Annotated in this window: 24 protein-coding genes and 1 tRNA gene; 16 read left to right on the plus strand and 9 right to left on the minus strand. The window is 32.5% G+C overall.

The window, feature by feature from the left end; genetic code table 11:
* Position 1: 1 nt before the first annotated feature.
* From GFJ99_RS02310 to GFJ99_RS02320, 3 genes are all read right to left on the minus strand, one after another.
* Complete coding sequence (locus GFJ99_RS02310; RefSeq protein ID WP_153207369.1) at positions 2-706, minus strand: tRNA1(Val) (adenine(37)-N6)-methyltransferase; 705 nt, start codon at positions 704-706, stop codon at positions 2-4.
* 63 nt (positions 707-769) lie between these two features.
* On the minus strand, positions 770-1297 hold the full coding sequence (rimM, locus tag GFJ99_RS02315; RefSeq protein ID WP_008255936.1) for a ribosome maturation factor RimM: 528 nt from the start codon (positions 1295-1297) through the stop codon (positions 770-772).
* Positions 1298-1312: 15 nt separating this feature from the next.
* Entirely contained in the window at positions 1313-1879 is a 567-nt protein-coding gene (locus GFJ99_RS02320; RefSeq protein ID WP_153207370.1) for a 30S ribosomal protein S16, read from the minus strand.
* Between the two features lie 173 nt (positions 1880-2052).
* Here GFJ99_RS02320 and GFJ99_RS02325 point away from each other — a divergent pair, with 173 nt between their 5' ends.
* The 7 genes from GFJ99_RS02325 to GFJ99_RS02355 all read left to right on the plus strand — a co-directional run bounded on the left by GFJ99_RS02325 (position 2053) and on the right by GFJ99_RS02355 (position 10691).
* Positions 2053-2742: a DUF6252 family protein gene (locus GFJ99_RS02325; protein ID WP_008255940.1), complete on the plus strand. Its 690-nt coding sequence runs from the start codon at positions 2053-2055 to the stop codon at positions 2740-2742.
* A gap of 150 nt (positions 2743-2892) precedes the next feature.
* Positions 2893-7431, plus strand: coding sequence for a DNA polymerase III subunit alpha (gene dnaE / locus GFJ99_RS02330; RefSeq protein ID WP_153207371.1), 4539 nt, complete (start codon positions 2893-2895; stop codon positions 7429-7431).
* Positions 7432-7497: 66 nt separating this feature from the next.
* Positions 7498-8073, plus strand: a complete 576-nt coding sequence (locus tag GFJ99_RS02335; protein WP_008255943.1) for a peroxiredoxin family protein — start codon at positions 7498-7500, stop codon at positions 8071-8073.
* 107 nt (positions 8074-8180) lie between these two features.
* Positions 8181-8498, plus strand: coding sequence for a thioredoxin (gene trxA, locus GFJ99_RS02340; protein WP_008255944.1), 318 nt, complete (start codon positions 8181-8183; stop codon positions 8496-8498).
* 203 nt (positions 8499-8701) lie between these two features.
* Positions 8702-9640 carry a DUF58 domain-containing protein gene (locus GFJ99_RS02345; protein ID WP_153207372.1) on the plus strand — a complete coding sequence of 313 codons (939 nt, stop codon included), beginning with the start codon at positions 8702-8704 and terminating at the stop codon, positions 9638-9640.
* A gap of 131 nt (positions 9641-9771) precedes the next feature.
* Positions 9772-9848 (plus strand) — tRNA-Asp (locus GFJ99_RS02350).
* Positions 9849-10154: 306 nt separating this feature from the next.
* Positions 10155-10691, plus strand: a complete 537-nt coding sequence (locus GFJ99_RS02355) for a hypothetical protein (protein ID WP_153207373.1) — start codon at positions 10155-10157, stop codon at positions 10689-10691.
* A gap of 126 nt (positions 10692-10817) precedes the next feature.
* Here GFJ99_RS02355 and GFJ99_RS02360 read toward each other — a convergent pair whose 3' ends face one another.
* Entirely contained in the window at positions 10818-11315 is a 498-nt protein-coding gene (locus tag GFJ99_RS02360) for a DUF456 domain-containing protein (RefSeq protein WP_040470591.1), read from the minus strand.
* Positions 11316-11380: 65 nt separating this feature from the next.
* On the opposite strand from GFJ99_RS02360, the gene GFJ99_RS02365 reads away from it, so the two are divergent.
* Both GFJ99_RS02365 and GFJ99_RS02370 read left to right on the plus strand, forming a co-directional pair.
* A complete protein-coding gene (locus tag GFJ99_RS02365) occupies positions 11381-11830 on the plus strand; it encodes an energy transducer TonB (protein WP_153207374.1) in 450 nt (149 codons plus the stop codon).
* Between the two features lie 7 nt (positions 11831-11837).
* Entirely contained in the window at positions 11838-12317 is a 480-nt protein-coding gene (locus GFJ99_RS02370; RefSeq protein WP_370454285.1) for a hypothetical protein, read from the plus strand.
* A 237-nt stretch (positions 12318-12554) separates the two neighbouring features.
* Here GFJ99_RS02370 and GFJ99_RS02375 read toward each other — a convergent pair whose 3' ends face one another.
* The gene (locus tag GFJ99_RS02375) at positions 12555-13658 is read right to left on the minus strand and encodes a glycosyltransferase (RefSeq protein ID WP_153207376.1); all 1104 of its coding nucleotides are present in this window, start codon (positions 13656-13658) and stop codon (positions 12555-12557) included.
* A gap of 183 nt (positions 13659-13841) precedes the next feature.
* Positions 13842-14771: a hypothetical protein gene (locus tag GFJ99_RS02380; RefSeq protein WP_153207377.1), complete on the minus strand. Its 930-nt coding sequence runs from the start codon at positions 14769-14771 to the stop codon at positions 13842-13844.
* A gap of 55 nt (positions 14772-14826) precedes the next feature.
* Here GFJ99_RS02380 and ruvC point away from each other — a divergent pair, with 55 nt between their 5' ends.
* Together ruvC and hemW are read left to right on the plus strand one after the other, a co-directional pair.
* The gene (ruvC, locus tag GFJ99_RS02385) at positions 14827-15381 is read left to right on the plus strand and encodes a crossover junction endodeoxyribonuclease RuvC (RefSeq protein WP_153207378.1); all 555 of its coding nucleotides are present in this window, start codon (positions 14827-14829) and stop codon (positions 15379-15381) included.
* Positions 15382-15443: 62 nt separating this feature from the next.
* Positions 15444-16643, plus strand: coding sequence for a radical SAM family heme chaperone HemW (hemW, locus tag GFJ99_RS02390; protein WP_153207379.1), 1200 nt, complete (start codon positions 15444-15446; stop codon positions 16641-16643).
* A 4-nt stretch (positions 16644-16647) separates the two neighbouring features.
* On the opposite strand, the gene GFJ99_RS02395 is transcribed toward hemW, so the two are convergent.
* The gene (locus tag GFJ99_RS02395; protein WP_008255964.1) at positions 16648-17028 is read right to left on the minus strand and encodes a hypothetical protein; all 381 of its coding nucleotides are present in this window, start codon (positions 17026-17028) and stop codon (positions 16648-16650) included.
* A gap of 52 nt (positions 17029-17080) precedes the next feature.
* Between GFJ99_RS02395 and GFJ99_RS02400 the strand changes: the two genes are divergently transcribed.
* The 5 genes from GFJ99_RS02400 (at position 17081) to GFJ99_RS02420 (ending at position 20735) form a co-directional block, all read left to right on the plus strand.
* Positions 17081-17869: a cyclase family protein gene (locus tag GFJ99_RS02400; RefSeq protein ID WP_153207380.1), complete on the plus strand. Its 789-nt coding sequence runs from the start codon at positions 17081-17083 to the stop codon at positions 17867-17869.
* A gap of 57 nt (positions 17870-17926) precedes the next feature.
* Positions 17927-18271 carry a hypothetical protein gene (locus GFJ99_RS02405; RefSeq protein WP_153207381.1) on the plus strand — a complete coding sequence of 115 codons (345 nt, stop codon included), beginning with the start codon at positions 17927-17929 and terminating at the stop codon, positions 18269-18271.
* A gap of 24 nt (positions 18272-18295) precedes the next feature.
* Entirely contained in the window at positions 18296-18667 is a 372-nt protein-coding gene (locus GFJ99_RS02410; protein WP_153207382.1) for an MmcQ/YjbR family DNA-binding protein, read from the plus strand.
* Between the two features lie 43 nt (positions 18668-18710).
* A complete protein-coding gene (locus GFJ99_RS02415; RefSeq protein ID WP_153207383.1) occupies positions 18711-19412 on the plus strand; it encodes a PH domain-containing protein in 702 nt (233 codons plus the stop codon).
* A 120-nt stretch (positions 19413-19532) separates the two neighbouring features.
* Positions 19533-20735, plus strand: coding sequence for an NAD(P)/FAD-dependent oxidoreductase (locus GFJ99_RS02420; protein WP_153207384.1), 1203 nt, complete (start codon positions 19533-19535; stop codon positions 20733-20735).
* 114 nt (positions 20736-20849) lie between these two features.
* Here GFJ99_RS02420 and GFJ99_RS02425 read toward each other — a convergent pair whose 3' ends face one another.
* Entirely contained in the window at positions 20850-21950 is a 1101-nt protein-coding gene (locus GFJ99_RS02425; protein ID WP_153207385.1) for a DUF4407 domain-containing protein, read from the minus strand.
* Positions 21951-22151: 201 nt separating this feature from the next.
* Positions 22152-23468, minus strand: coding sequence for an adenosylhomocysteinase (ahcY, locus tag GFJ99_RS02430; RefSeq protein ID WP_153207386.1), 1317 nt, complete (start codon positions 23466-23468; stop codon positions 22152-22154).
* Between the last annotated feature and the right edge of the window lie 83 nt (positions 23469-23551).

A 23551-nucleotide genomic window follows, 5' to 3' on the forward strand; every position in this document is an offset into this window, starting at 1 on the left:
TTTACATCTTCAAATAGAACTCTTTCGTTAACTCAATATATTCAGGAGTATAATTGTGTCTCGAAATTTCAATAACTAATTCATCAATTAATGGACTTTGTTCCATTCTACAAAAAGCTAACAAACTTCTTTTAATTTCAGCTGTTGGCGTGCCTTTTACACGAGTAATTTTTAATGGAAATAAATCCAATTCTTTACACATAGCAACAAAACGTTCTTCTTCTTTATAAGGAATAATTACTGAGAAAATTCCGTTATCCGAAAGTAATAAGTCAGCCGCTTCAATTAATTCTTCAAAAGGTAAAGCGTCTTCAAAACGTGCTAAATCTCTCGAAGTATTTTCGGTTTTATAATCTTCGGTGTAAAAAGGCGGATTGGAAATAATTAAATCGTACTCATCTTCAGGTTCGTCAACAAATTCATCCAAACCCGCATGAAAACAAAATAATTTATCATCCCAAGGCGAAGATTCAAAATTTTCTACACATTGTTCATAAGCATCTTCGTCAATTTCAATGGCATCAATTTGTTCGGCATTGCTTCTTTGTGCTAACATCAAAGACAAAATCCCGGTTCCAGCACCAATATCTAAAACGTTGTACGGATTATTGATTAACGGAGTCCAAGCACCAAGTAAAACACCATCCGTGCCAATTTTCATAGCACAACGATCTTGATTAACGGAAAATTGTTTGAATTTGAACAAAATGAATAAGGAATGAATTTAAACAATTTAAAAAAAACTGTAAACTGTGACTGCGACTGTCAACTACTGTAAATAAAGGTCAACCAAGCCTTCAGGAGTTTCTAAAGTAATGGTTTTGTTTGCTCTGTCAAGTGCAATAATAAAATCATCTATAAGCGGAATTAAAATTTCAGTTCCGTTTTTATCGATTTCAAAAAGTGGTTGAGCGCCACTATCATTAATGGCAGTAATTTTTCCGATGTTTCCTCTCATTAGATCAATAACATCAAATCCAATTACTTCGTGGTAATAAAATTGTGTTCCTTCTAATTTGGGTAACATAGAAAGAGGAAGATAGATTTCGCTTCCCATGATTTCGTCTGCTTCTTCTTCGGTTTGAATGTCTTCAAATCGAACACGTAAGAATTTTTCTTTGTGAAGCGAACTACTTTCAATAAAAAATGGAACCAGACTTTTGTTGATTTCAACAAAAACTGATTCCAAATTTTGATACAATTCGGGTTCGTCGGTGTCTAAATACGCCAATACTTCCCCTTTGAAACTAAATTTTTTCGCGATTTTACCTAAATAGAAACAATCTTCTTTACGCATACAATCGCTATAAAATTATGCTTGAGTTTCTTCGTTGTTTTCTTCAACAGCTGGAGCTTCTTCTGTAGCAGCTTCAACTACTTCTTCTGTAGCCTCTTCAGCAACTTCTTCAGTTACTTCAGCAGCTTTTAAAGCTTCAGCTTGTGCAGCAATACGTTTTGCGTTTGCTTCTTGTTCAGCTTTAAATGCTTTTGCTTTTGCATCAGCTTCTGATTTAGATAAACCAGATTTTTTTGCATCAACTTTACCAGCTTTTTCGTCTAACCAAGCAGCTAATTTAGCATCAGCTTGTTCTTGAGTTAAAGCACCTTTACGAACTCCTCCATCTAAATGGTGTTTTAATAAAGCACCTGTGTAAGATAAAATTGCTCTTGCAGTGTCAGTTGGCTGAGCACCATTGAATAACCATTCTGCTGCTTTTTCGATGTTTAAATCGATAGTAGCTGGGTTAGTGTTTGGATTGTAAGTTCCGATTTTTTCTAAGAATTTACCATCTCTTTTTGATCTTGCATCTGCTGCAACAACCCAATAAAAAGGTTTCCCTTTTTTTCCGTGTCTTTGTAATCTAATTTTTACTGACATAATCTTGTGATTAATTTGAGGTTCTCGACCTCGGTTATTTAAGGGTGCAAATATATAAAACTTTGCAATACAAATGTATAAGTTAATGTAAAATATTTTTTCTTGTAAAATACGTTTGTTTCAATAAAAAACTTATTTTTGTTACCTACATTAATTTATTAGGAAAAATACAAATGAAAAAAATAATTTCTTTAATAGCTGTTACCGTTTTATTTACTTCTTGTCAACAAGATATTCAAACAAATACACCTGCTTTTCAAGCAAAACAAAATGATGTTTTTTGGAGAGCAAATGATGCTAGAGTTTCAATCGATACCGATGGTAAAATGACCATTTCGGCTTACAATCAATATGAAACACTTACTTTAGAAACATCAAGTACTGATCCTGGAGTTTATGTTTTAGGAACTACTAATCAAAATAATTTTGCAACGTATTCTAATGATGTTGATGGTTTTTCAGATTTTTATGATACCGGATTGTATTCTGGACCAGCTTTTAAAGTTTCTTCAATGATTACTAGAGGGTCTGCATATCAGCCAAATGCATCAGGAGCTCAAACAACAGGAGGTTCTGGTTCTGGGTTAAGAGTTGCTACTCAAACAACAAACGGAACTGTTACAGCAATTACTGTAGTAGCAAGAGGTATTGGATACAGACCTGGTGATGTTGTTACAATTGTTGGAGGAAATAACAATGCAACTTTTAGAGTATTAAATATTCAACAAAGTAACGGAGAAATCGAAATTGAAGAAATTGAAAACGGATTGTTTACGGGAAAATATAAATTTAATGCTGTAAATGAGCAAGGTGAGGTAATTACTTTCTCTGAAGGTGTGTTTTATAAAATTCCTATCGGATAATATTTTTTAAAGTTTTTTAAACAAACCATCTGGAGTAATTCAGGTGGTTTTTTTGTTTTGTTGATAACTAAAATTGGCATTCAAAAACATAAAATGTATTTTTGTTTTTATGACTATTGCCTGTTGCTTAGTTGCTAATTTCTAGATATAATGTACTTAATTTTCGATACAGAAACCACAGGATTACCTCGCAGTTGGTCGGCACCAATAACTGATACCGACAACTGGCCTCGTTGTATACAAATTGCATGGCAATTACACGATGAAATGGGGAATCTTATCGAGCACCAAGATTATTTGGTAAAGCCAGAAGGTTTCAATATTCCGTATGATGCAGAAAGAATTCATGGTATTTCAACAGAATTAGCTTTAGAGCAAGGAATTTTATTATCAGAAGTTTTAGAAAAATTCAATATTGCACTTTCTAAAACGAAATTTATTGTAGGTCAAAATGTAGGATTCGATGTTAATATTATGGGATGCGAGTTCCATCGATTAAACTTTGGATCTGATTTATCTAAAATGCCGGTTTTAGATACCTGTACAGAAGTTACGGCTAATTTATTAAAATTACCAGGCGGTAGAGGCGGAAGATTCAAATTGCCAACATTAACTGAATTACATCAATATTTATTTAATCAACCTTTTGCAGAAGCACACAATGCAACTGCCGATGTAGAGGCAACTACGCGTTGTTTTTTAGAGTTAATTAAAAGAGAAATTTTTACCAAAGAAGAATTAGATGTAACACCTGACTATTTTAGAAGTTTCCGAGAAAAAAATTTGGGCGAAATCCAATTAATCGGATTAAAACATATCAATCTAAAAAAAGCCTCTGAAGAAATTAGAGCTCGTTTGAAAAAAATCGAACAAGAGGAAGTTCAAACCACAATTTCAGAGGAAGTAAAATCAGATTTAAAAGATGCTGCCTATGCACATCTGCACAATCATACTCAGTTTTCGGTTTTACAATCGACAATTGCGATTAATGATTTAGTAAAAGCTTCGGCAAAATTTAAAATGCCTGCAGTTGCTATGACTGATACTGGAAACATGATGGGCGCTTTTCATTTTGTAAGTGCTGTAATGAATCATAATAAAGCCGCAAAAGCAAAAATTGAAGCCGCAATTGAAGCTGGAGAAGAACCAACAGAAACCGAAATCAAACCTATTGTAGGTTGCGAATTCAATATCTGTGACGATCATAAAGATAAAACCAAAAAAGATAACGGTTATCAAGTAGTTTTATTAGCAAAAAATAAAAAAGGCTATCATAATTTAGCCAAAATGTCTTCAATTGCTTATACCGATGGTTTTTATTACGTTCCTCGTATCGATAGAAAAATTGTTGAGCAGTATAAGGAAGATATCATGGTGTTGTCTGGGAATTTATATGGTGAAATTCCGAGTAAAATATTAAATGTAGGAGAATCGCAAGCAGAAGAAGCTTTAATTTGGTGGAAGGAGCAATTTGGTTCTGATTTCTATCTGGAATTAATGCGTCACAAGCAAGAAGACGAAAATCGCGTCAATCAAACATTAATAGCTTTTGCAAAAAAGCACAACGTGAAGTTGGTTGCGACCAATAATACCTATTACGTTAATAAAGAAGATGCCAATGCGCACGATATTTTATTGTGTGTAAAAGATGGTGAAAAACAAGCAACTCCAATTGGTCGCGGTCGCGGTTATCGATACGGATTACCTAATCAGGAGTATTACTTTAAGTCTGGCGACGAAATGAAGCAACTTTTTGCTGATTTACCCGAAGCCATTATTAATATTCAGGAAATAATCGATAAAGTGGAAGCTTATTCTTTATATAGAGATGTATTACTTCCAAAATTTAAAATTCCTGATGAATTTGAAGTTCCTGAAGATGCAGAAGATGGTGGAGTTAGAGGTGAAAATAATTATTTAAGACATTTAACCTATTTAGGAGCAGAAAAACGTTATCCTGAGTTAACAGATGACATCAAAGAGCGTTTGGATTTTGAATTACTTACAATTTCCAATTCAGGTTATCCAGGTTATTTCTTAATTGTACAAGATTTCATTGCCGAAGCACGAAAAATGGATGTTTCCGTTGGGCCAGGTCGTGGATCTGCTGCGGGTTCTGCGGTTGCGTATTGTTTAGGAATTACAAATATCGATCCTATTAAGTACGATTTGCTTTTTGAGCGTTTCCTTAATCCAGATAGGGTTTCCATGCCCGATATCGACATCGACTTTGATGATGAAGGTCGAGGTCGTGTTATGGATTATGTAATTAATAAATATGGTTCCAATCAGGTGGCGCAAATTATTACTTATGGTAAAATGGCCACGAAGTCTGCTATCCGAGATACTGCTCGTGTATTGGATTTACCACTTTTTGAAGCCGATAGAATTGCGAAATTGATTCCAGGCATGATGCCTTCAAAATGGAATTTAGCCCGATTTTTAGCCGAAGACGAAAGTGAAGTTAAAAAAGCATTGCGTTCGGAAGAATTTGATAAAGTAAAAGAGTTAATCGAAATCGCCAACTCAGAAGATTTAGCAGGAGAAACTATTCAGCAAGCAAAAGTGTTAGAAGGTTCTATGCGAAACACCGGAATTCATGCTTGTGGTGTAATTATCACACCAAGCGATATTACCAATTTCGTTCCAGTCACTACGGCGAAAGATTCCGATTTGTATGTAACGCAATTTGACAACTCGGTAGCGGAAAGCGCAGGTTTGTTAAAGATGGACTTCTTAGGGTTAAAAACGCTGACCTTAATTAAAGATACCGTTAAATTGGTAAAATATCGTTTAGGAATTGATTTAGATCCTGATAATTTTCCAATTGATGACGAAAAAACATATGAATTGTTCCAAAGAGGTGAAACGGTAGGCGTTTTTCAATACGAGTCGCCCGGAATGCAAAAATACATGAAGGATTTAAAACCAACTGTTTTTGCCGATTTAATTGCCATGAATGCATTATATCGTCCAGGACCATTGGAATATATTCCTTCTTTCGTTCGAAGAAAAAACGGAGAAGAAGAAATTAAATACGACTTAGAGGCTTGTGAAGAATATCTTGGAGAAACGTACGGAATTACGGTATATCAAGAGCAAGTAATGCTTTTGTCTCAAAAACTAGCAGGTTTTTCAAAAGGTGATGCCGATGTTTTGCGTAAGGCAATGGGTAAAAAACAGATTGAAGTTTTGAACAAAATGAAACCTCAATTTATTAACCAAGCAGCAGAAAAAGGTCATGACCCAGTAGTTTTAGAGAAAATTTGGAAAGACTGGGAAGCATTTGCAAGTTATGCTTTTAATAAATCGCATTCTACTTGTTATGCATGGATTGCCTATCAAACGGCTTATTTAAAAGCGCATTATCCTGCAGAATATATGGCAGCAGTTCTTTCTAATAATATGAACGATATCAAACAAGTTTCGTTCTTTATGGAAGAATGTAAACGAATGGGGTTACAAGTTTTGGGTCCAGATGTTAATGAATCGTATTATAAGTTTACAGTAAATGAAAATTATGCTGTTCGTTTCGGAATGGGCGCTGTTAAAGGCGTTGGAGCAAATGCTGTAGATACTATTGTTCAAAACAGAAAAGAAGCTCCTTATAAATCTATTTTTGATGTAGCTAAAAAAATTGATTTGCGTGCAGCTAACAAAAAAGCTTTTGAAAGCTTAGCTTTGGCTGGAGGTTTTGATGGGTTTACAGACACCCATCGTGCACAATATTTTCACCATGATGGCGACGGAATTACGTTTTTAGAAAAAGCTATTCGTTATGGTTCAAAGTTTCAGGAGAATGAAAATTCATCTCAAGTAAGTTTGTTTGGCGATGCATCGGAAGTTCAAATTGCAGAACCTATAGTGCCGCCATGTGACGATTGGAGTACGATGGAAAAATTAGCCAAAGAAAAAGAAGTAGTTGGGATTTATATATCAGGTCATCCTTTAGATGATTACAAATATGAAATGAAATATTTCTGTAATGCAAAACTAGAATCTTTAAAAAGCTTAGAACAGCATGTGGGCAAAAACTTATCTTTTGGAGGAATAGTAACAAATGTACAACACAGAACCGCTAAAAATGGAAATGGTTGGGGTTCCTTTGTATTAGAAGGATATGAAGAAAGTTATGAGTTTAGAATTTTTGGTGAAGAATATCTAAAATACAGACACTTTTTACTTCAAAACCAATTTGTATACATAAAAATTAATGTTAAAGATGGTTTTACCAATAGAGATACAGGTAAAAAATCGGAGCCTAGAATTCAATTTTTAGATGTAAAAATGCTAATAGAAGTATTACCCACTTTTGCAAAAAAATTAGTACTTCAATTTGCTATTAACGAAATAAATGAAAATTTAGTCAGTCATTTAAATCAAATATTTGTTGATAATAAAGGAGATAATAACGTTACCATTGAAGTAATGGAGTTAGAAAAAATCAACAGAGTTATAGAAACACCTTCTATTTCTGTTAAACAAGAGGTAGAAATAGATGTTGATGATATTGCCGACGATATGGATGCTGAAGAATTAGAAAGCGTAGAAATTGATGTTCCGGTAGAAAAAGAAGAAATTATAGTAAAAACAAAACTTTCTATGCCGAGTCGAAAATTGAAGGTTAAAATTTCAAACGAGCTTTTACAAGAATTAGATAAAATGCAATTGAATTTTAAATTGAACTAATTGTAAACTAGCTAACATTTTGTTTTTCATGCAAATCTTAAATTTGTATCTTTAAATAAAAAAATTATGAAAAAGATAGTTACATTAGTTTTGTTCAGTATTTCATTTGGTATGTTTTCTCAAATTGCTGATATTCCAGAAAATATTTCTCCACTTTTAATAGGAGAAAAAATACCAAACATTTCACTTCGTGATGTAGACGGAAATGAAATAAAAACGAATAAAATAATTAGTAAGAAAACAGTTTTAGTATTTTATCGTGGAGGTTGGTGCCCATATTGTAATTCGCAACTAGCCGACATGCAAGAAATTGAAAATCAAATAATTGATTTAGGTTATCAAGTAATAGCAATTAGTCCGGATGCGCCTTCATTTTTAAAACAAACAGAAGATAAAAAAGAATTAAAATATCAATTATTTTCAGATAGCGAAGGTGTTTTTGCACAAGCATTAGGAATTGCTTTTAAAAAAGAAAAAAGTAAATTAGATAAATATTCAGAAGGTAAAAACCCAGGTTTTCTTCCAGTTCCAACGGTTTATGTGATTAATGAAAATAAAGAAATTGAATTTTTATATATCAATCCAAATTATTCAAAACGATTAGAGGGAAATGTACTATTAGCTGTGTTAAAAACATTGTAAATCATTTTTATATATAACGAAATAAGTAAAAGCGATTTCACAAATAGCAGGGATAAAAAATAAATAACTATTTTTGCTTTATAAAAAGTAAATTAAAAAAATAAAATATGGCATTAGCAATTACAGATGCTACTTTTGATGAAGTAGTATTAAAATCAGACAAACCAGTAGTAGTAGATTTTTGGGCAGCTTGGTGTGGACCATGTAGAATGGTTGGGCCAGTTATCGACGAAATTCACGGAGAATACGAAGGAAAAGCAGTTGTAGGAAAAGTAGATGTAGACGCAAACCAAGAATTTGCTGCAAAATATGGTGTAAGAAACATTCCAACGGTTTTAATTTTCCAAAACGGAGAAGTAGTAGGAAGACAAGTAGGAGTTGCTCCTAAGAAAACGTATACTGATGCAATTGATGCATTACTATAATATCATTAGAAAATAATTTAAAAAAGGTTCAACGAAAGTTGAGCCTTTTTTGTTTTTAAAACACATAGTTACATGGGGTTTTATTATAATTTTTTTGATAGGAAGAGTTTCTATAATAAAAAATCAGTTTTCATCTGCGTTTGGCCTTAGTGAATCCGTTTCATCTGCATCCCATTTTAAAAATCTTTTTCTATCTTTACGATATGAATTTAGAACAGCAAATAGAAAAAATATCCAATTTTCAACATTTAGAACTTTTGGCTAATCAAATTGTTGAAGGTTTTATTTCGGGTATGCATAAATCGCCTTTTCATGGATTTTCAGCAGAGTTTGCTGAGCATAAAATTTACAATCCAGGTGAAAGTACTAAGCATATCGATTGGAAATTATTTGCTAAAACCGATAGATTGTACACCAAACGTTACGAAGAAGAAACCAATCTGCGTTGTCATTTGATTATCGATAATTCGTCTTCGATGCATTATCCTAAATTAAAGGATAAACAGCCTTTTTATGAGAATAAAATTGGGTTTTCTATCTTAGCTTCTGCGGTTTTAATGAATTTGCTTAAAAAGCAACGCGATGCGGTTGGATTGAGTGTGTATTCGGATACTTACGAATATTATTCGCCAGAAAAAGGAAGCGATCGTCATCATCGTATGATTTTAAGTAAACTGGAAGAAATTTTAGAAATTAATTCGCAAACCAAAAAAACCGACACCGTTACTTTTTTACATCAAATCGCCGAAAATATTCACCGTCGTTCAATGGTAATTTTGTTTACCGATATGTTTCATTCCGAAGGCTCGGAAGAAGATAACGATAAAATATTCAAGGCGCTTCAACATTTAAAACATAACAAACATAAGGTGGTAGTTTTTCATGTATATGATAAAAAAACGGAATTAAATTTTAGTTTTGATAATACGCCACGAAAATTTATTGATGTAGAAACGGGAGAAGAAATTAATTTATTTGCCGAAAACACACAAGAAGCCTATCAAAAAGTAGTTAAAGACTATTTTAAAAAGATAGAATCAAATTGCATGCAATACCAAATTAGATATGTTCCGGTTTCTGTGGATGAAAAATTTGAAAAAATTATGACAACGTATTTGGTTGAAAAACAAAAGTTTGGCTGAAAACACTGAAAAAAGTTTATTTTTTTTTGCAAAAATATTTGCAGGAATGAAAAAGCGTAGTATATTTGCACTCGCAAACAAGTTCACTGAACACTTATGAAAATAAATGCAATGTGAAGTAATCAAGCACTGGTTTGGTAGTTCAGTTGGTTAGAATACATGCCTGTCACGCATGGGGTCGCGGGTTCGAGTCCCGTCCAGACCGCCAGTAAAGAGGAAGCCTTTCGTAAAAGAAAGGCTTTTTTGCCCTCTTAAAATATTTAAAATAGTTGTGTTGTTTAGGTACGAAAGTACCAAAAAGGTTTAGTAGTTAGACCAATGGAAAGCTTTGCATTTATGCAGGGCTTTTTTGATTTTTATACGTCTCGGTTTTTTTAAAAAATGTTTAAGTTCTCAATTTGAGGGCTTTTTTTATGCTCAAAATATAGGAAAACAATAAGATTACTCTTATTTTCGTTTTTGATTGGAAAAATGACATAAAAAAGAAATTTATTTGATTAAGAATAATTTAAAAATGGAAATCATTAATAGAATCATAAAATACTTATTGATACTGATTTTTAGCTTCATTAATTTCAGTTGTTTTAATAAAGAAGAGCCAGAATTCAAAAATAATCATTACGAAAAAAAAGCTTCAAAAGGTTATAAAAATAATTGTTTAAGTGTTTATTTTATACAAAAAGGAACTACTTTTCCTGTTAGAATGGACTGTAATTTTACTCAAGATAATGGTAAATACGGTGATGCAATGCATTATAAAAGAATATCAGATAGTATTTTTCTAAATATTTTCTTGAATGAGTATAATAAGTTGGAGATTTCTAAAGAGTCATCAAATATCGATGTTAGATTTAAAATATTCATTCATCATAATAATAAAAAGGTTGATACTTTATGTCTTGGTGAGAATTATGGTATTATAAAAAATGGAATTAAAATGAATGATTCTAAAGTTTTTTTGAATTTAATAAAAACAAAAATCAATTATGAGTCTGTCTTCAATGACCCTATGGAAGAATATAAGAAAGCAATGGAAGAGGAATTAAAGTAGATCAAGTATTTTTTCAGTAGAAATAGACCAACTATCTGATCTGATTTGTCATCCCAACAATGGTGCGAAAATGTTTTCAGTGTCCGCAAATTAATTGAAACATGATTAAATTTTCTTTACAATCCATCAAAACCAAACCCCTCTATTCTGCCAAACTACAACAAAAAACAATCCTAAGTAAAGTAAACTCACCAAAAATTTAATAAATGTTCCAGCTAAGAAACCTAAAAACGAACCTGTAGCGGCTTTAAAAGCACGCTTTCCTTCGTTTGAGTTGTAAATAAGTTCACCAACTAAAGCTCCTAAAAAAGGACCAATTAAAAAACCAAAAGGCGGAAAAAATAAACCAACAACCAAACCAATATTCGTTCCCCAAATTCCGTATTTACTTCCGCCAAAATACTTAGTCCCTTTTGCAGGAATTACATAATCTAAAACTACAATCACTACAGCAATTACTAAAGTTATGCCTAGTAACCAATAGTTCGTTTCCATTCCAGGACAAAAATAAAGTAGCAATATCCCAACCCAACTAATAGGCGGCCCTGGTAAAGCAGGTAATAAACTACCAATAATTCCCACTATCATTAAAAGCAAACCTAGAATCAGTAAAAAGTATTCCATAAGATTTTAGTTATTGTCTAACAAATTTATAACTTTGTTTTTTATGATGCATTAAAAATCAAATAATGAAATTATTTTCTGGTTTATTTCTTTTAATTTTTCTTTCTACAACATCATTTTCACAAGAAAAAGATAGAGTTGTTGATTCCAAAGATGAAATTATGCCTTTGACAATAGTTGAACAAGCGCCAGGATTTCCAAATTGTAAAGGAATTGTTTTTGAAAAATCTCAAGAATGTTTTCAAACTGAATTGATGAATCATGTTAAGAAGAATTTTGTATTTCCAGAGGATGCAATTGAGAATAGAATTACTGTTAAATTACATGCAAAATTCATCATTGATGAAAATGGGATAGTTGTTGTTCAAGAAATTATTGGACCTCCACAAGCTGAGTCGATAAAAGAAGAATTGAGAAGAACGATATTGAAATTACCAAAATTTGAACCAGCAAAACATAAAGGAAAAGTGGTTAAGGTAAAACATACATTTCCTTTGACGTATTCATTACAATAATTTTATGATAAAAAAAATAGCCATTTTTATACTATTTATTTCTTTAGTTTCTTGTCAGTACTTTGAAAAACAAGTTCCTGATGAAAAGGAATTATTGGAACAAGAATTGAAAAAAATCAATTGGGACGAAGTAGACGAATTTCCATCGGTTTTGCAATGCGATACCATTAAAGATGCCGAAATAAAAAAACAATGCTTTTTTAATTATTTAACGCAAACTATACAAGAACGAATAGGAATTGATACGTTGCAAATCTTATATCCAGAAATGGACACTATTGAAGTAAAGGTGACTATAAATCCCGATGCAAGTTTGCAATTTGAACCTCAGTTTTCAAAAGATAGCGTAACGTATGATAGAACAAAAATTGATAGCATTTTAACTGCTCGTTTGTCTGATTTTCCAAAAGTAGAACCTGCGATTAAAAGAGGAATTAAAGTAAAAACACAATTTGTACTTCCAGTAATAATTAAAGTTGAGAATTAAGCAAGTTCAAAATCAAGTTCAAGTTAGGAACACAGATTTAAGAAATTTCAATAATTTTTATAATCTTAATTAAAAAAAATTTTCACTTCGAAAAACTTACATCACTTATATGTTAAAAACAATTCGTGCCTATTTTTATTATTTTGTCAAATCGAGTGGAGTCGAGATTTTTTAATTTCTCAAATTTATTAAATCTGTGTTCCAAAAACTTTGCGACATTGCGTCTTTGCGCGCTTATTATTTTCTAAAACTTCTTCCTTTCCAACTGTAGTTTCCACATAACGAATACATCGCCACCGAAACACTAAAAAACGGATACAACAAACTACTCGCCAACACATATTGTAATTTCGATTCGAAGAAATTAGCGGTTTTATAGAGTAAAATAAAATCAATTAGAAATTTCAAAGCGACAAAAAGCATGAAAATGTTTTGATCTAATAAACCTACCAACCAAAGTAGAAAACTCACTATCCAAGCCAAATTCCCACCAAAAACCACAAGCGCTAACAACTTTCCATAAACGGAAGAGTAACCCGTACTTTTCGAAGCCCAACGAACCCTTTGATGAAACAATTCAAACCAATTTGCAACTGGTTTTGTAGCGACAATACTTTCTTTAGCGAATAAAAACCCAACTTTCTTTGGAGCAACTGAAACCGCTTTTTGCAATAAAAAAACATCGTCTCCGCTCGCAATCGTTTCATTTCCTTGAAAACCATTTAATTCCTTGAAAAATTGTCTGGAATAAGCAAAATTAGCGCCATTGCACATAAAAGGTTGGTTGATTCCAAAACTTCCAATCGTAGCGCCTTGTAAACTCAAGAAATCTAAATTCTGAAAAGCGGATAAAAATCCATTTTCAGTAACATAACAAACGCCAGAAGCTACCATTTCAACTTCATTTTCCTGAATATATTGATCGTAAATCGTTAACCAATCTTGCTGAACCAAACAATCGGCATCGGTAGTAATAATCCAGTCGTTTTTAGCAATTTCAATTGCCGTTTCAATCGCATCTTTTTTTGGTGAATTTGATTTTCTTTCGTTCTTAATTACTTTTAAACGGAACACTGAATGCTGAACACTGAACACTTCCTCAGAATCATCATCCACCAAAATCACTTCTACTAATTCCTTTGGATAATTTAATAAGGAAATCGTATGTAATAAATTCGGAAGATTCTCTTTTTCGTTTCGGAACGGAACTACAATGGTAAAGGGTGTTTTTGGAGTAAATTCTGTTTTAGAAAAACGTTTCATTCGGTTAAATCCATAGATCAGTTGCCCAATGAATAGGATGTAAATAAGAAAAACAGTTCCAAGAATTAATTCCAACATATTTATAAATACTTCTATGTGAGCTTATGTTTAGTGAAACGTCCGAAGCTTCGGACTAAAATCAACACAATCAAAATCTATTGTGGCTATGTGTTAAATTTTAAAACACATAGAAACATAGTAAAAGTGTGAATAAATATTGAGAAGACAAAGAAAACTTTGTTTTTCCATTAAGAAAATAGATTACGCTTTTCTGTCATTCAACTTAAATCGCATCACGTAATAACTTCCAATCACCACAGGTAAAACTACGTTCAAAAACCACATTAAGGTACTTATGAAAATTACAATCCATTCGTTAACACCATATTTTCCAAAGAAAAACATCGCAACACTTCCTTTTACAGCAAAATCTAAAAATTGAAAGCTCGGTAATGAAGAGGCTAAAAAGTAAACGGCAGCAATGGAACTAATCAAAGTCAGATAAGGTAAATCTACATCAAAAACCAAAAACAAAATATAATATTGATGCGAGAAAACTAGGTAACGACAAACGCCAAGCAAAATATTTTTTCGATGAATCTTCTTAGGAATTTCGTTTATTTTACGAAATAACTTTTGAATAGAATAGCCTTTTATGGTGACATTTTTCGAAAGTATAGAACCGAACAATAACACAACAGAAATACCAATTATCGCTAAAGCCCATTTCCAATATCCAATCAAAATTAACCCAATAATTCCGAAAATAATTGTAAGAATCATTTGAATTCCGTTACAAATCAGGTTTAAAAAAACTACTTTTTTAGTTTGTTCTTTTTTAAAAAACATCGCTTTTCCGGCATATTCACCTAAACCGTTAGGCGTAAAAATCCCAGCTGTTAAAGCACCTAAAACTTGTTTACTCGCTTCACCAACGGAAATTGGTTTGATAAAACTCACTAAATTCTGCCATTTTAAAATTTCGAAATAGCGATTTGCAACACTAAACACTAAAATGAAAATGATGGTCAAAAAGGAAGTTTTTTCTAAAACTAAAGTCTGGAATTTACTCCATTCTAATTTTGAATTACTAGCTATTTGGTTATAAATAAAATAAAACGCACCAATTACAATCAAAAGTTTGATGGTAAAAACAAGGAATTGCTTAGCTTTGTGAGGAATTGTAATCATTGGTACAAAGAAACGAAAACTTTGAACTTGAAACTTGAAACTTGAAACAAAATAATTGGCAAACGAACGCATCATATTAGGAATTGACCCAGGAACAACAATTATGGGTTTTGGATTAATCAAAGTAGTCAACAAGAAAATGGAATTTCTACAGTTGAACGAACTCATTTTGTCCAAATACGACAACCATTATCAGAAATTAAAAGTCATTTTTGAACGAACGATTGAGTTAATCGAAACCCATCATCCAGATGAAATTGCCATTGAAGCGCCTTTCTTTGGAAAAAATGTACAATCGATGCTGAAATTAGGAAGAGCGCAAGGCGTTGCCATGGCCGCTGGACTTTCGAGAGATATACCGATTACAGAATATGAACCCAAAAAAATTAAAATGGCCATCACCGGAAACGGAAACGCCAGTAAAGAACAGGTCGCCAAAATGTTACAACAATTATTAGGTTTAAAAGAATTACCAAAAAATCTCGACTCAACCGATGGTTTGGCGGCAGCCGTTTGTCATTTTTTCAACACAGGAAAAGTAATTGGCGAAAAAAGCTATTCGGGTTGGGATGCTTTTGTGAAGAATAATGAAGATAGAGTAAAAAAATAGTTTTCAGTCTCAGTTTTCAGTCTCAGTACTGCAAACTGCGACTGCGACTGAATACTAATAAAATGTCTGGTATATACATCCACATACCTTTTTGCAAACAGGCTTGTCACTATTGCGATTTTCATTTTTCTACTAATTTGAAGAAGAAAGATGAAATGGTTTTGGCATTGGCTAAAGAAATTGAAATGCGTAAAAGGGAGTTTCAAGATGAGATGGTGGAAACGATTTATTTTGGTGGTGGAACGCCGAGTATTTTAGAAATTTCAGATTTAAAATTTTTGATTGATGCAGTTTATAAAAATTACAAAGTAGTTGAAAACCCTGAAATTACGGTAGAAGCCAATCCAGATGATTTAAATTTCGACTTCGCTCAATATGACAAGGAAGTAGATTTGTCAGTTCGAGCGGAGTCGAGAACCATTTTTGAAGAACTCCAAACAATTGGCGTCAACCGATTATCTATCGGAATTCAATCGTTTTTTGAAGATGATTTAAAGTTAATGAATCGCGCGCACAATGTGGAAGAAGCCAAGAAATGTTTAGAAATTGCCACACAATATTTTGATAATATTTCTATCGATTTGATTTATGGAGTTCCAGAAATGAGTAATGAAAAATGGTTGCAAAATATTGAAACCGCTTTGTCTTTTGGTGTGCCGCATATTTCGAGTTATGCGTTAACGGTGGAACCTAAAACCGCTTTGCATTCGTTCATTCAAAAAGGAATCATTCCGTCACCAGATGACGAAGTAGCTCAAGAGCATTTTCAAATTTTGGTCGATAAACTTTCAGAAAACGGATTCATTCATTACGAATTATCGAATTTTGGGAAAGAAAATTATTTATCAAAAAACAATTCGAGCTATTGGTTGGGTAAAAAATACATCGGAATTGGACCTTCGGCACACAGTTATGATGGAAAAAATAGAGGTTGGAATGTTTCGAATAATTCGTTGTATATTAAATCGATTCAAGAAAATAAATTACCTATTGAAATTGAAACCTTAACAAAAACCGACCGTTACAATGAATATATTATGACGGGTTTGCGAACGATTTGGGGTGTTTCGTTAGAAAGAATTGAGAAAGAATTTGGAAAAACCTATTTAGATTACTTATTAATGCAATCCAAAAAACATTTTGAACAAGAATTATTAGAGTGTGTCAAGTCGAGCGAAGTCGAGACTATTTTAAAAACCACTAAAAAAGGTAAGTTTTTGAGTGACGGAATTGCAAGTGATTTGTTTTTATTAAATAAGTAATATTTTATTTAGTGTTAAACAAGCTCAATGTTAAATTCAAAACACCAGTTAATAAAGCGCTGCCAAAATCACTAACTCCATTTGGATTAAAAGAGTCGATTTTAGAATTATATATCGTGTTTTCAGGAATGAAAATAGAATTTTTATATTCAAATTGCCCTTTATAAACCGAAAAATTATCATTCATCATCGTGGCTCTGTTATACACAGAAAAATCATTTTTTGTGTAAAAGTTGAGTTGATTGAATCCAAAGACATAGTTGCGTGTATTCAAATTTGCATTAATATTAATTGGTTCTAAAATCGGTTGAATAGTATCGACTTTAGTTTGAGAAAACAAACAAAAAGTGGATAAAAGCGATAAAATCACGAAAAATTTCTTCATTTTGTCTATCTTTAAAATCTGAATATCATTGTAAATTTAATCAATAATTGCTTTGAAAACAATAATCACTCACAATAATTTATCACTACAAATCGATTTATCAAAACCAATTGATATTTCTATTCCATTAACAAATAACGAACAAAACCCAATTGCGTGGTATCAAGATATTCCCAAAATTCAACCCGTGAGAATGGGTTCCGATACTTCGGAATGGATAGGAAAAGTTTCGGAAGGGAAATCGTCTACGAATTTTAATAATATTTTCTTCAACCCGCATGCGCATGGAACGCACACTGAATGTTTAGGTCATATTACTAAAGATTTTTATAGTATTAATCAATGTTTGAAGCAGTTTTTCTTTACAGCGGAATTGATTTCTGTAGAACCACAAAAGGTTGGAGAAGATTTAGTTATTACGAAAGAACATATCTCAACTGTGCTAAATAAGACAAATAACGCCTCAATAGAAGCAATTATCATAAGAACATTACCCAATCTAGAAAGTAAAAAACATTTAAATTATTCCAATACAAATCCGCCTTATTTGGAAGAAGCTGCAGCCATTTTTATCAGAGAAAAAGGCATCCAACATTTACTAATCGATTTGCCAAGTGTTGATAAAGAACACGACGAAGGAAAACTATTGTCACACAAAGCATTTTGGAATGTAAAAGACGTGAATCAAGTAAATGAAGATGCTCGTTTTAATTGTACAATTACGGAGATGATTTATGTTAATGAAGAAGTTCAAGACGGAAGTTATATTTTGAATTTACAATTCGCTTCGTTTGAGAATGATGCAAGTCCGTGTAAACCAGTTTTGTATAGTTTGGAGTAAGGAGTTTTTATGAAAAAGGTTTTGATAATATTAGGCTCTATTTTAATTTTATTCTTGATGTATTTAGCATTTTGGTTTTATTCAGCTACTGACACCAAAAATGTTCTTTTATCTGGTTATGTTTTTGATAAAGAAACAAATAAACCCATTCAGAATGCTATAATTAAAATAAAAAATCATCGTTATGAAAGTGATTATGGGATTTCAAATTTTAGTGAATACCTTGGAGAAGATAGCTATAACTTGAAATCTGACAAAAACGGTTTTTATGAAATTAGAATTACTAAAAGCGCATTCATCATTATAGAAGTAAAGAAAAATGGTTATAAACTTCGAACAGATAGTGATTATTCATACAAATACATGAGATTTAAAACTCCTTTAGAAAAAACTAATCACTAATTACTTTTCACTAATCACTCAAAAATGGATATTCAACAACTCTACGAATTCTGTCAATCTAAAAAAGGCGTCACCGAACATTTTCCGTTTGACGAAGATACTTTGGTATTTAAAGTAGGAGGAAAAATGTTTTGCCTAACCTCATTATCCGAATGGGAAAAAGGAACACCATCGTTAAATTTAAAATGTGATCCAGAACGCGCTTTGGAACTTCGAGCAGAATATGAAGCGATTGAACCCGGTTATCACATGAGTAAAATACATTGGAATACCGTTCGATTTCATGGCGATGTTTCCGATAAAATGATGTGCGAATTGATTAATCATTCCTACGAACTTGTTTTCAAAAGTTTAACGAAAAAAGTCCAACAAGAAATTCAAGAATTAGAAAATTAGGCATTACTTTTGTGCCATTAAAAGAAAATTCAAAGTAACTATCATGATAGACAACTTAAAGAAAATATTAAACGAAGATCAAGATCCAAAAGCTATTGAGAAAATAACGGCTAAATTGGAGAATCTTTTAATGTCGAACGAAGAAATAGGTTACATTGCCGTTCAGAAAAAACCAGCAGTGACAATTTTCCCAGATAGCATTGTGGTGACAAACAAACGTATCATTTTATGTAAACCTAAAAATTTAGGATTGTCAATGGAATTCATTGATTACGATTGGGATGATATTGCAGGTTCATTTGTAAAAGAAGGTATTTTAGGAGCAGATTTTACCTTTACAACTAATTCAGATTTAACACACACGGTTGATTATTTACCAAAAAATCAAGCTCGAAAATTATACACTTACGCGAAAGAGCAATTGGATTTGTTGAAAAATCCGAAAATAACAACTCCAATTATAGAAGAAGTTAAAGCGGAAACTCTAGTTCAAGAAGAAGCTATTGAGGAAACTCCAACAGAGGAAGTAACTAATTATGCTGAAATTATACCAACTCCAAATGATGTAATTCGCGACACAGAAATTGAAGCTCCAATTACTCATAATAACGATATTGGATTGGCAAATTTATCTCAAGACGAATTGTTTGCAAAACTTCAGAACTATAAAAAATTATTAGATAATGGATTAATTCTTCAAGGAGAATATGACCGATTGAAATCGGAGATTTTGAAATATCTATAATAAAATAGAAATACTATTTAAAGCCTGAAATTGTCGTTTCAGGCTTTTTTGTTTGTGTAACTTTTGTAACAGATAATGTTTTGATTATTAGGTAACTTTACATTATAAAACTAAAACAAAATGAAAACAACAGTAGTAATAGGAGGAAGTTTTGCAGGTATGACTGCAGCCCTAGAAATAAAGAGAAAAGGTAAAGACCAACATAAAGTTATTTTAATTGATAAATCACCATTGTTTTTGTTCATCCCATCATTAATTTGGGTGCCTTTTGGAAGACGAGATATCAAAGATATTTCTTTTAGAAAAGACACCATTTTAGCTAAAAAAGGAGTGGATTTTGTAAATGCAGAAGCTTTAAAAGTTGATGTAAAAAACCAAATAGTTACTACAGATAAAGGCGATTATAAATACGACCATTTAGTAGTAGCAACAGGACCTAGAGTAAAATACGATGTAGCGCCAGGAGTTGCAGAACATACGCATTATATTGGAACGCCAAACGGAGCGATGAAAGCAAGAACTGCTTTGGAAGAATTTAAGAAAAATCCGGGCCCAATTGTAATCGGCGCGACTCAAAATGCAGGTTGTATGGGCGCGGCTTATGAGTTTCTTTTTAATGTAGAAAAATGGCTTCGCGAACAAAATATTCGTAAAAAAGTAGATTTATATTGGATTACACCTGAAGATTATTTAGGACATTTTGGAATCGATGGAATGCCAATGGGCGAAACCATGCTAAAATCGTTCATGAGTATGTTTAATATTCATTATAAAACACAAGTTGGAGTTGAAGAAATTACCGAAGAAAAAATCAAATTGACAAATGGTGAAGAATTGCCTTTCAAATTCTCTATGTTAATGCCACCATTTATTGGTGTTGAATTTGTAACCAATTCTCCTGAATTACATGCTACACCAACAGGCTATATTCCAGTTAAAGACAGTTACCAACACGTAGATTATCCAAATGTTTGGGCAGCCGGAATTGCTGTTAATGTTCCGCTACCATTTACACCAGGAAAAGTGCCTTTTGCTTCTCCAAAAACGGGTTATCCAAGTGATGAAACCGGAAAAATAGTGGCTGAAAACATCATCAGAGTTACTGAAGGTAAAACCCAACTTAAAGAAAAAGCTTGGGGAAGAATTCCAGGATTATGTGTAATGGATGCTGGTAAAAAAGAAGTTTTGTTATTATCAACAAGTCTATTCAAACCAAGAACTTTTGCCATCATGATTCCAAATGTAATCTATGATTTTAATAAAGTGATTTTAGAAAAATATTTTCTTTGGAAAAGTAGAAACGGTTATTCTTATTTGCCATAGTTTTAAGCTTTAAGTTCATAAAGTTATTTGTAAAGAAAAACCCAACATTTTATTATATGTTGGGTTTTTCTTTGTGTTCTTAGTGTAAATCTTGGTGAACTTTGTGGTTAAGCTCTACATCGATTTCTTCTGTTTCTCAACAAAACCATCAGCTTGAAGTTTTAGCAATTCCATAGCACTTTTCTTTTTGTAGTTGTACAGTTCTTTATCTTCCTTAATTTCGGCATAGACTTTATCGTAAATTTCGGCATCAGTTTGTTTTTGTAATTCGCTTTGGTAACGATTTTGAGCCAACATGTTTTTGATGCCCATTTCGTTGTCTTCTTGTTTGAAATCGTATTCGCTTTTTGGCGCTAATAATTTGGCAATAATGGGCGAAGTTTCAATTGCTAAAAACAATAACATAATGAAAAACGAAGGCAACCAAGGTAATTTGTTCAATGCATTAATTCGAGCCATTAATCCGTCGAATCCTTCAATAATAGGTTGGGTCTCGGTTACTTTTTTATCTAAATCGGCTTGTAATGTTTTTGATTTGGCTTCTAAATCGGTTATTTTTACTTGGTTTGAAGCTTTTAATGTCGTTAAATCTTGCAAAGCAGCATCGTGTTTTTCGCGTTTTTCTTCATAAACCGGACCTTTGCCTAATTTTTTAGTTCCGGCAGTTCCTTCGGCTTCGGTAATATATACTGAATACAAATCGTTTACTTCTTTCTCTTTTTTAAGAATATCCGATTTTAAACTATCAATTTGCGCTTTGTTTTTATCTAAATCCGATTGAAAATAATTGGCTACTTGTTTTTTGTTGGCCAACATCATTTCATTTTTCTCTTTTAGTAAAACCGTATTGATTTCTTTTTCAAAGATTTTAATTTCCAAAGGTTTTGAAATTACGATAGCAATAATTATCGCTAAAGCAATTCGTGGAGTAGCTTGAATGAATTCATCTAGAAAGCTATCTCTTTTTTTAATGGTAGAAACAATGAATCGGTCCAAATTAAAAATTAGTAAACCCCAAACTAAACCGAAAGCTATTGCAATAATCGCATTATCGAAAACAGTAAAGAGCCCATATGAACTAGCAATAAAAGCCATTACGGCGGTGAAGAAAACGGTTGCTCCAATTCCGGCATATTTGTTTTGCTCGCCATTAGAACAGCCATTAATTACGTCGGAATCTACGCCCGAACATAACATAAAAAAACGTTTTAACATGATGATTGATTTTGATCCACCAAAGGCGGACAGGTTGATGATTGATGATTAGTACAAATTTAACGCCAAAAGTTACGTCGTATTGTAATTTGTTGATAATTAAATTTTTATGAAATAAAAAACCCTCACATTTCCGAATGGTCGGAATGCAAGGGTTCTATATATTTAAGCGACTATTTACTAATCACTTTTTACTAAAAACTAGTATCTGTAATATTCTGGTTTGAATGGGCCTTGTACTTCTACACCAATATATTCGGCTTGGTCTGGACGTAAAGTTTCTAATTCAACTCCTAATTTAGCTAAGTGTAAAGCAGCTACTTTTTCATCTAAATGTTTAGGTAACATGTACACTTCGTTTTTGTAAGCAGAAATATTAGTCCACAATTCAATTTGAGCTAACGTTTGGTTTGTAAATGAATTACTCATTACAAAACTTGGGTGACCTGTAGCGCAACCTAAGTTTACTAAACGACCTTCAGCTAAAATAATGATGTCATTTCCGTTGATAGTATATTTATCTACTTGTGGTTTAATTTCGATTTTAGATGCACCATGGTTTTTATTTAACCAAGCCATATCAATTTCGTTATCGAAGTGGCCAATGTTACAAACGATAGTTTTGTCTTTCATTTGCTCGAAGTGAGAACCTAAAACGATGTCTTTATTTCCAGTAGTTGTAATAATAATGTCGGCATTACCAACAACAGTGTTTAATTTTTTAACTTCAAAACCGTCCATTGCAGCTTGTAAAGCACAAATTGGATCAATTTCAGTAACGGTTACAATAGAACCAGCACCTCTAAAAGAAGCTGCAGTTCCTTTTCCAACATCACCATATCCACAAACAACCACTCTTTTTCCAGCTAACATGATGTCTGTCGCTCTTCTAACAGCATCAACAGCCGATTCCTTACATCCGTATTTGTTGTCAAATTTAGATTTAGTAACAGAATCGTTAACGTTAATAGCGGGCATGTGTAATGTTCCAGCTTTCATTCTTTCGTACAAACGGTGAACTCCAGTAGTAGTTTCTTCTGATAATCCATTGATTCCAGGAATTAATTCTGGGTAACGGTCAAAAACCATGTTGGTTAAATCTCCACCATCATCCAAAATCATGTTTAATGGTTTTCTATCTTCACCAAAGAATAAAGTTTGCTCAATACACCAATCAAAATCTTCTTCATTTAAACCTTTCCAAGCATATACTTGAATTCCAGCAGCAGCAATTGCAGCAGCAGCTTGATCTTGAGTTGAGAAAATATTACAAGATGACCAAGTAACCTCTGCACCTAAAGCAATTAAAGTTTCAATCAAAACAGCAGTTTGAATTGTCATGTGAAGACATCCAGCAATTCTAGCCCCTTTTAAAGGTTGAGTTGCTCCATATTCTGCTCTTAAAGCCATTAAACCTGGCATTTCTGCTTCAGCTAATTCAATCTCTTTTCTTCCCCAAGCTGCAAGTGAAATGTCTTTCACTTTGTAAGCTACATAAGGTAATGTTTGTGTACTCATCTATTATGTATATTTGTATATTCTTAATTAGGGCGCAAAATTACAAAATAAGTTTTTATTTTCTGAAAGAATTTAAGTATTTT

The organism is Flavobacterium sp. LMO6, from assembly GCF_009495795.1.
Lineage (GTDB): Bacteria > Bacteroidota > Bacteroidia > Flavobacteriales > Flavobacteriaceae > Flavobacterium.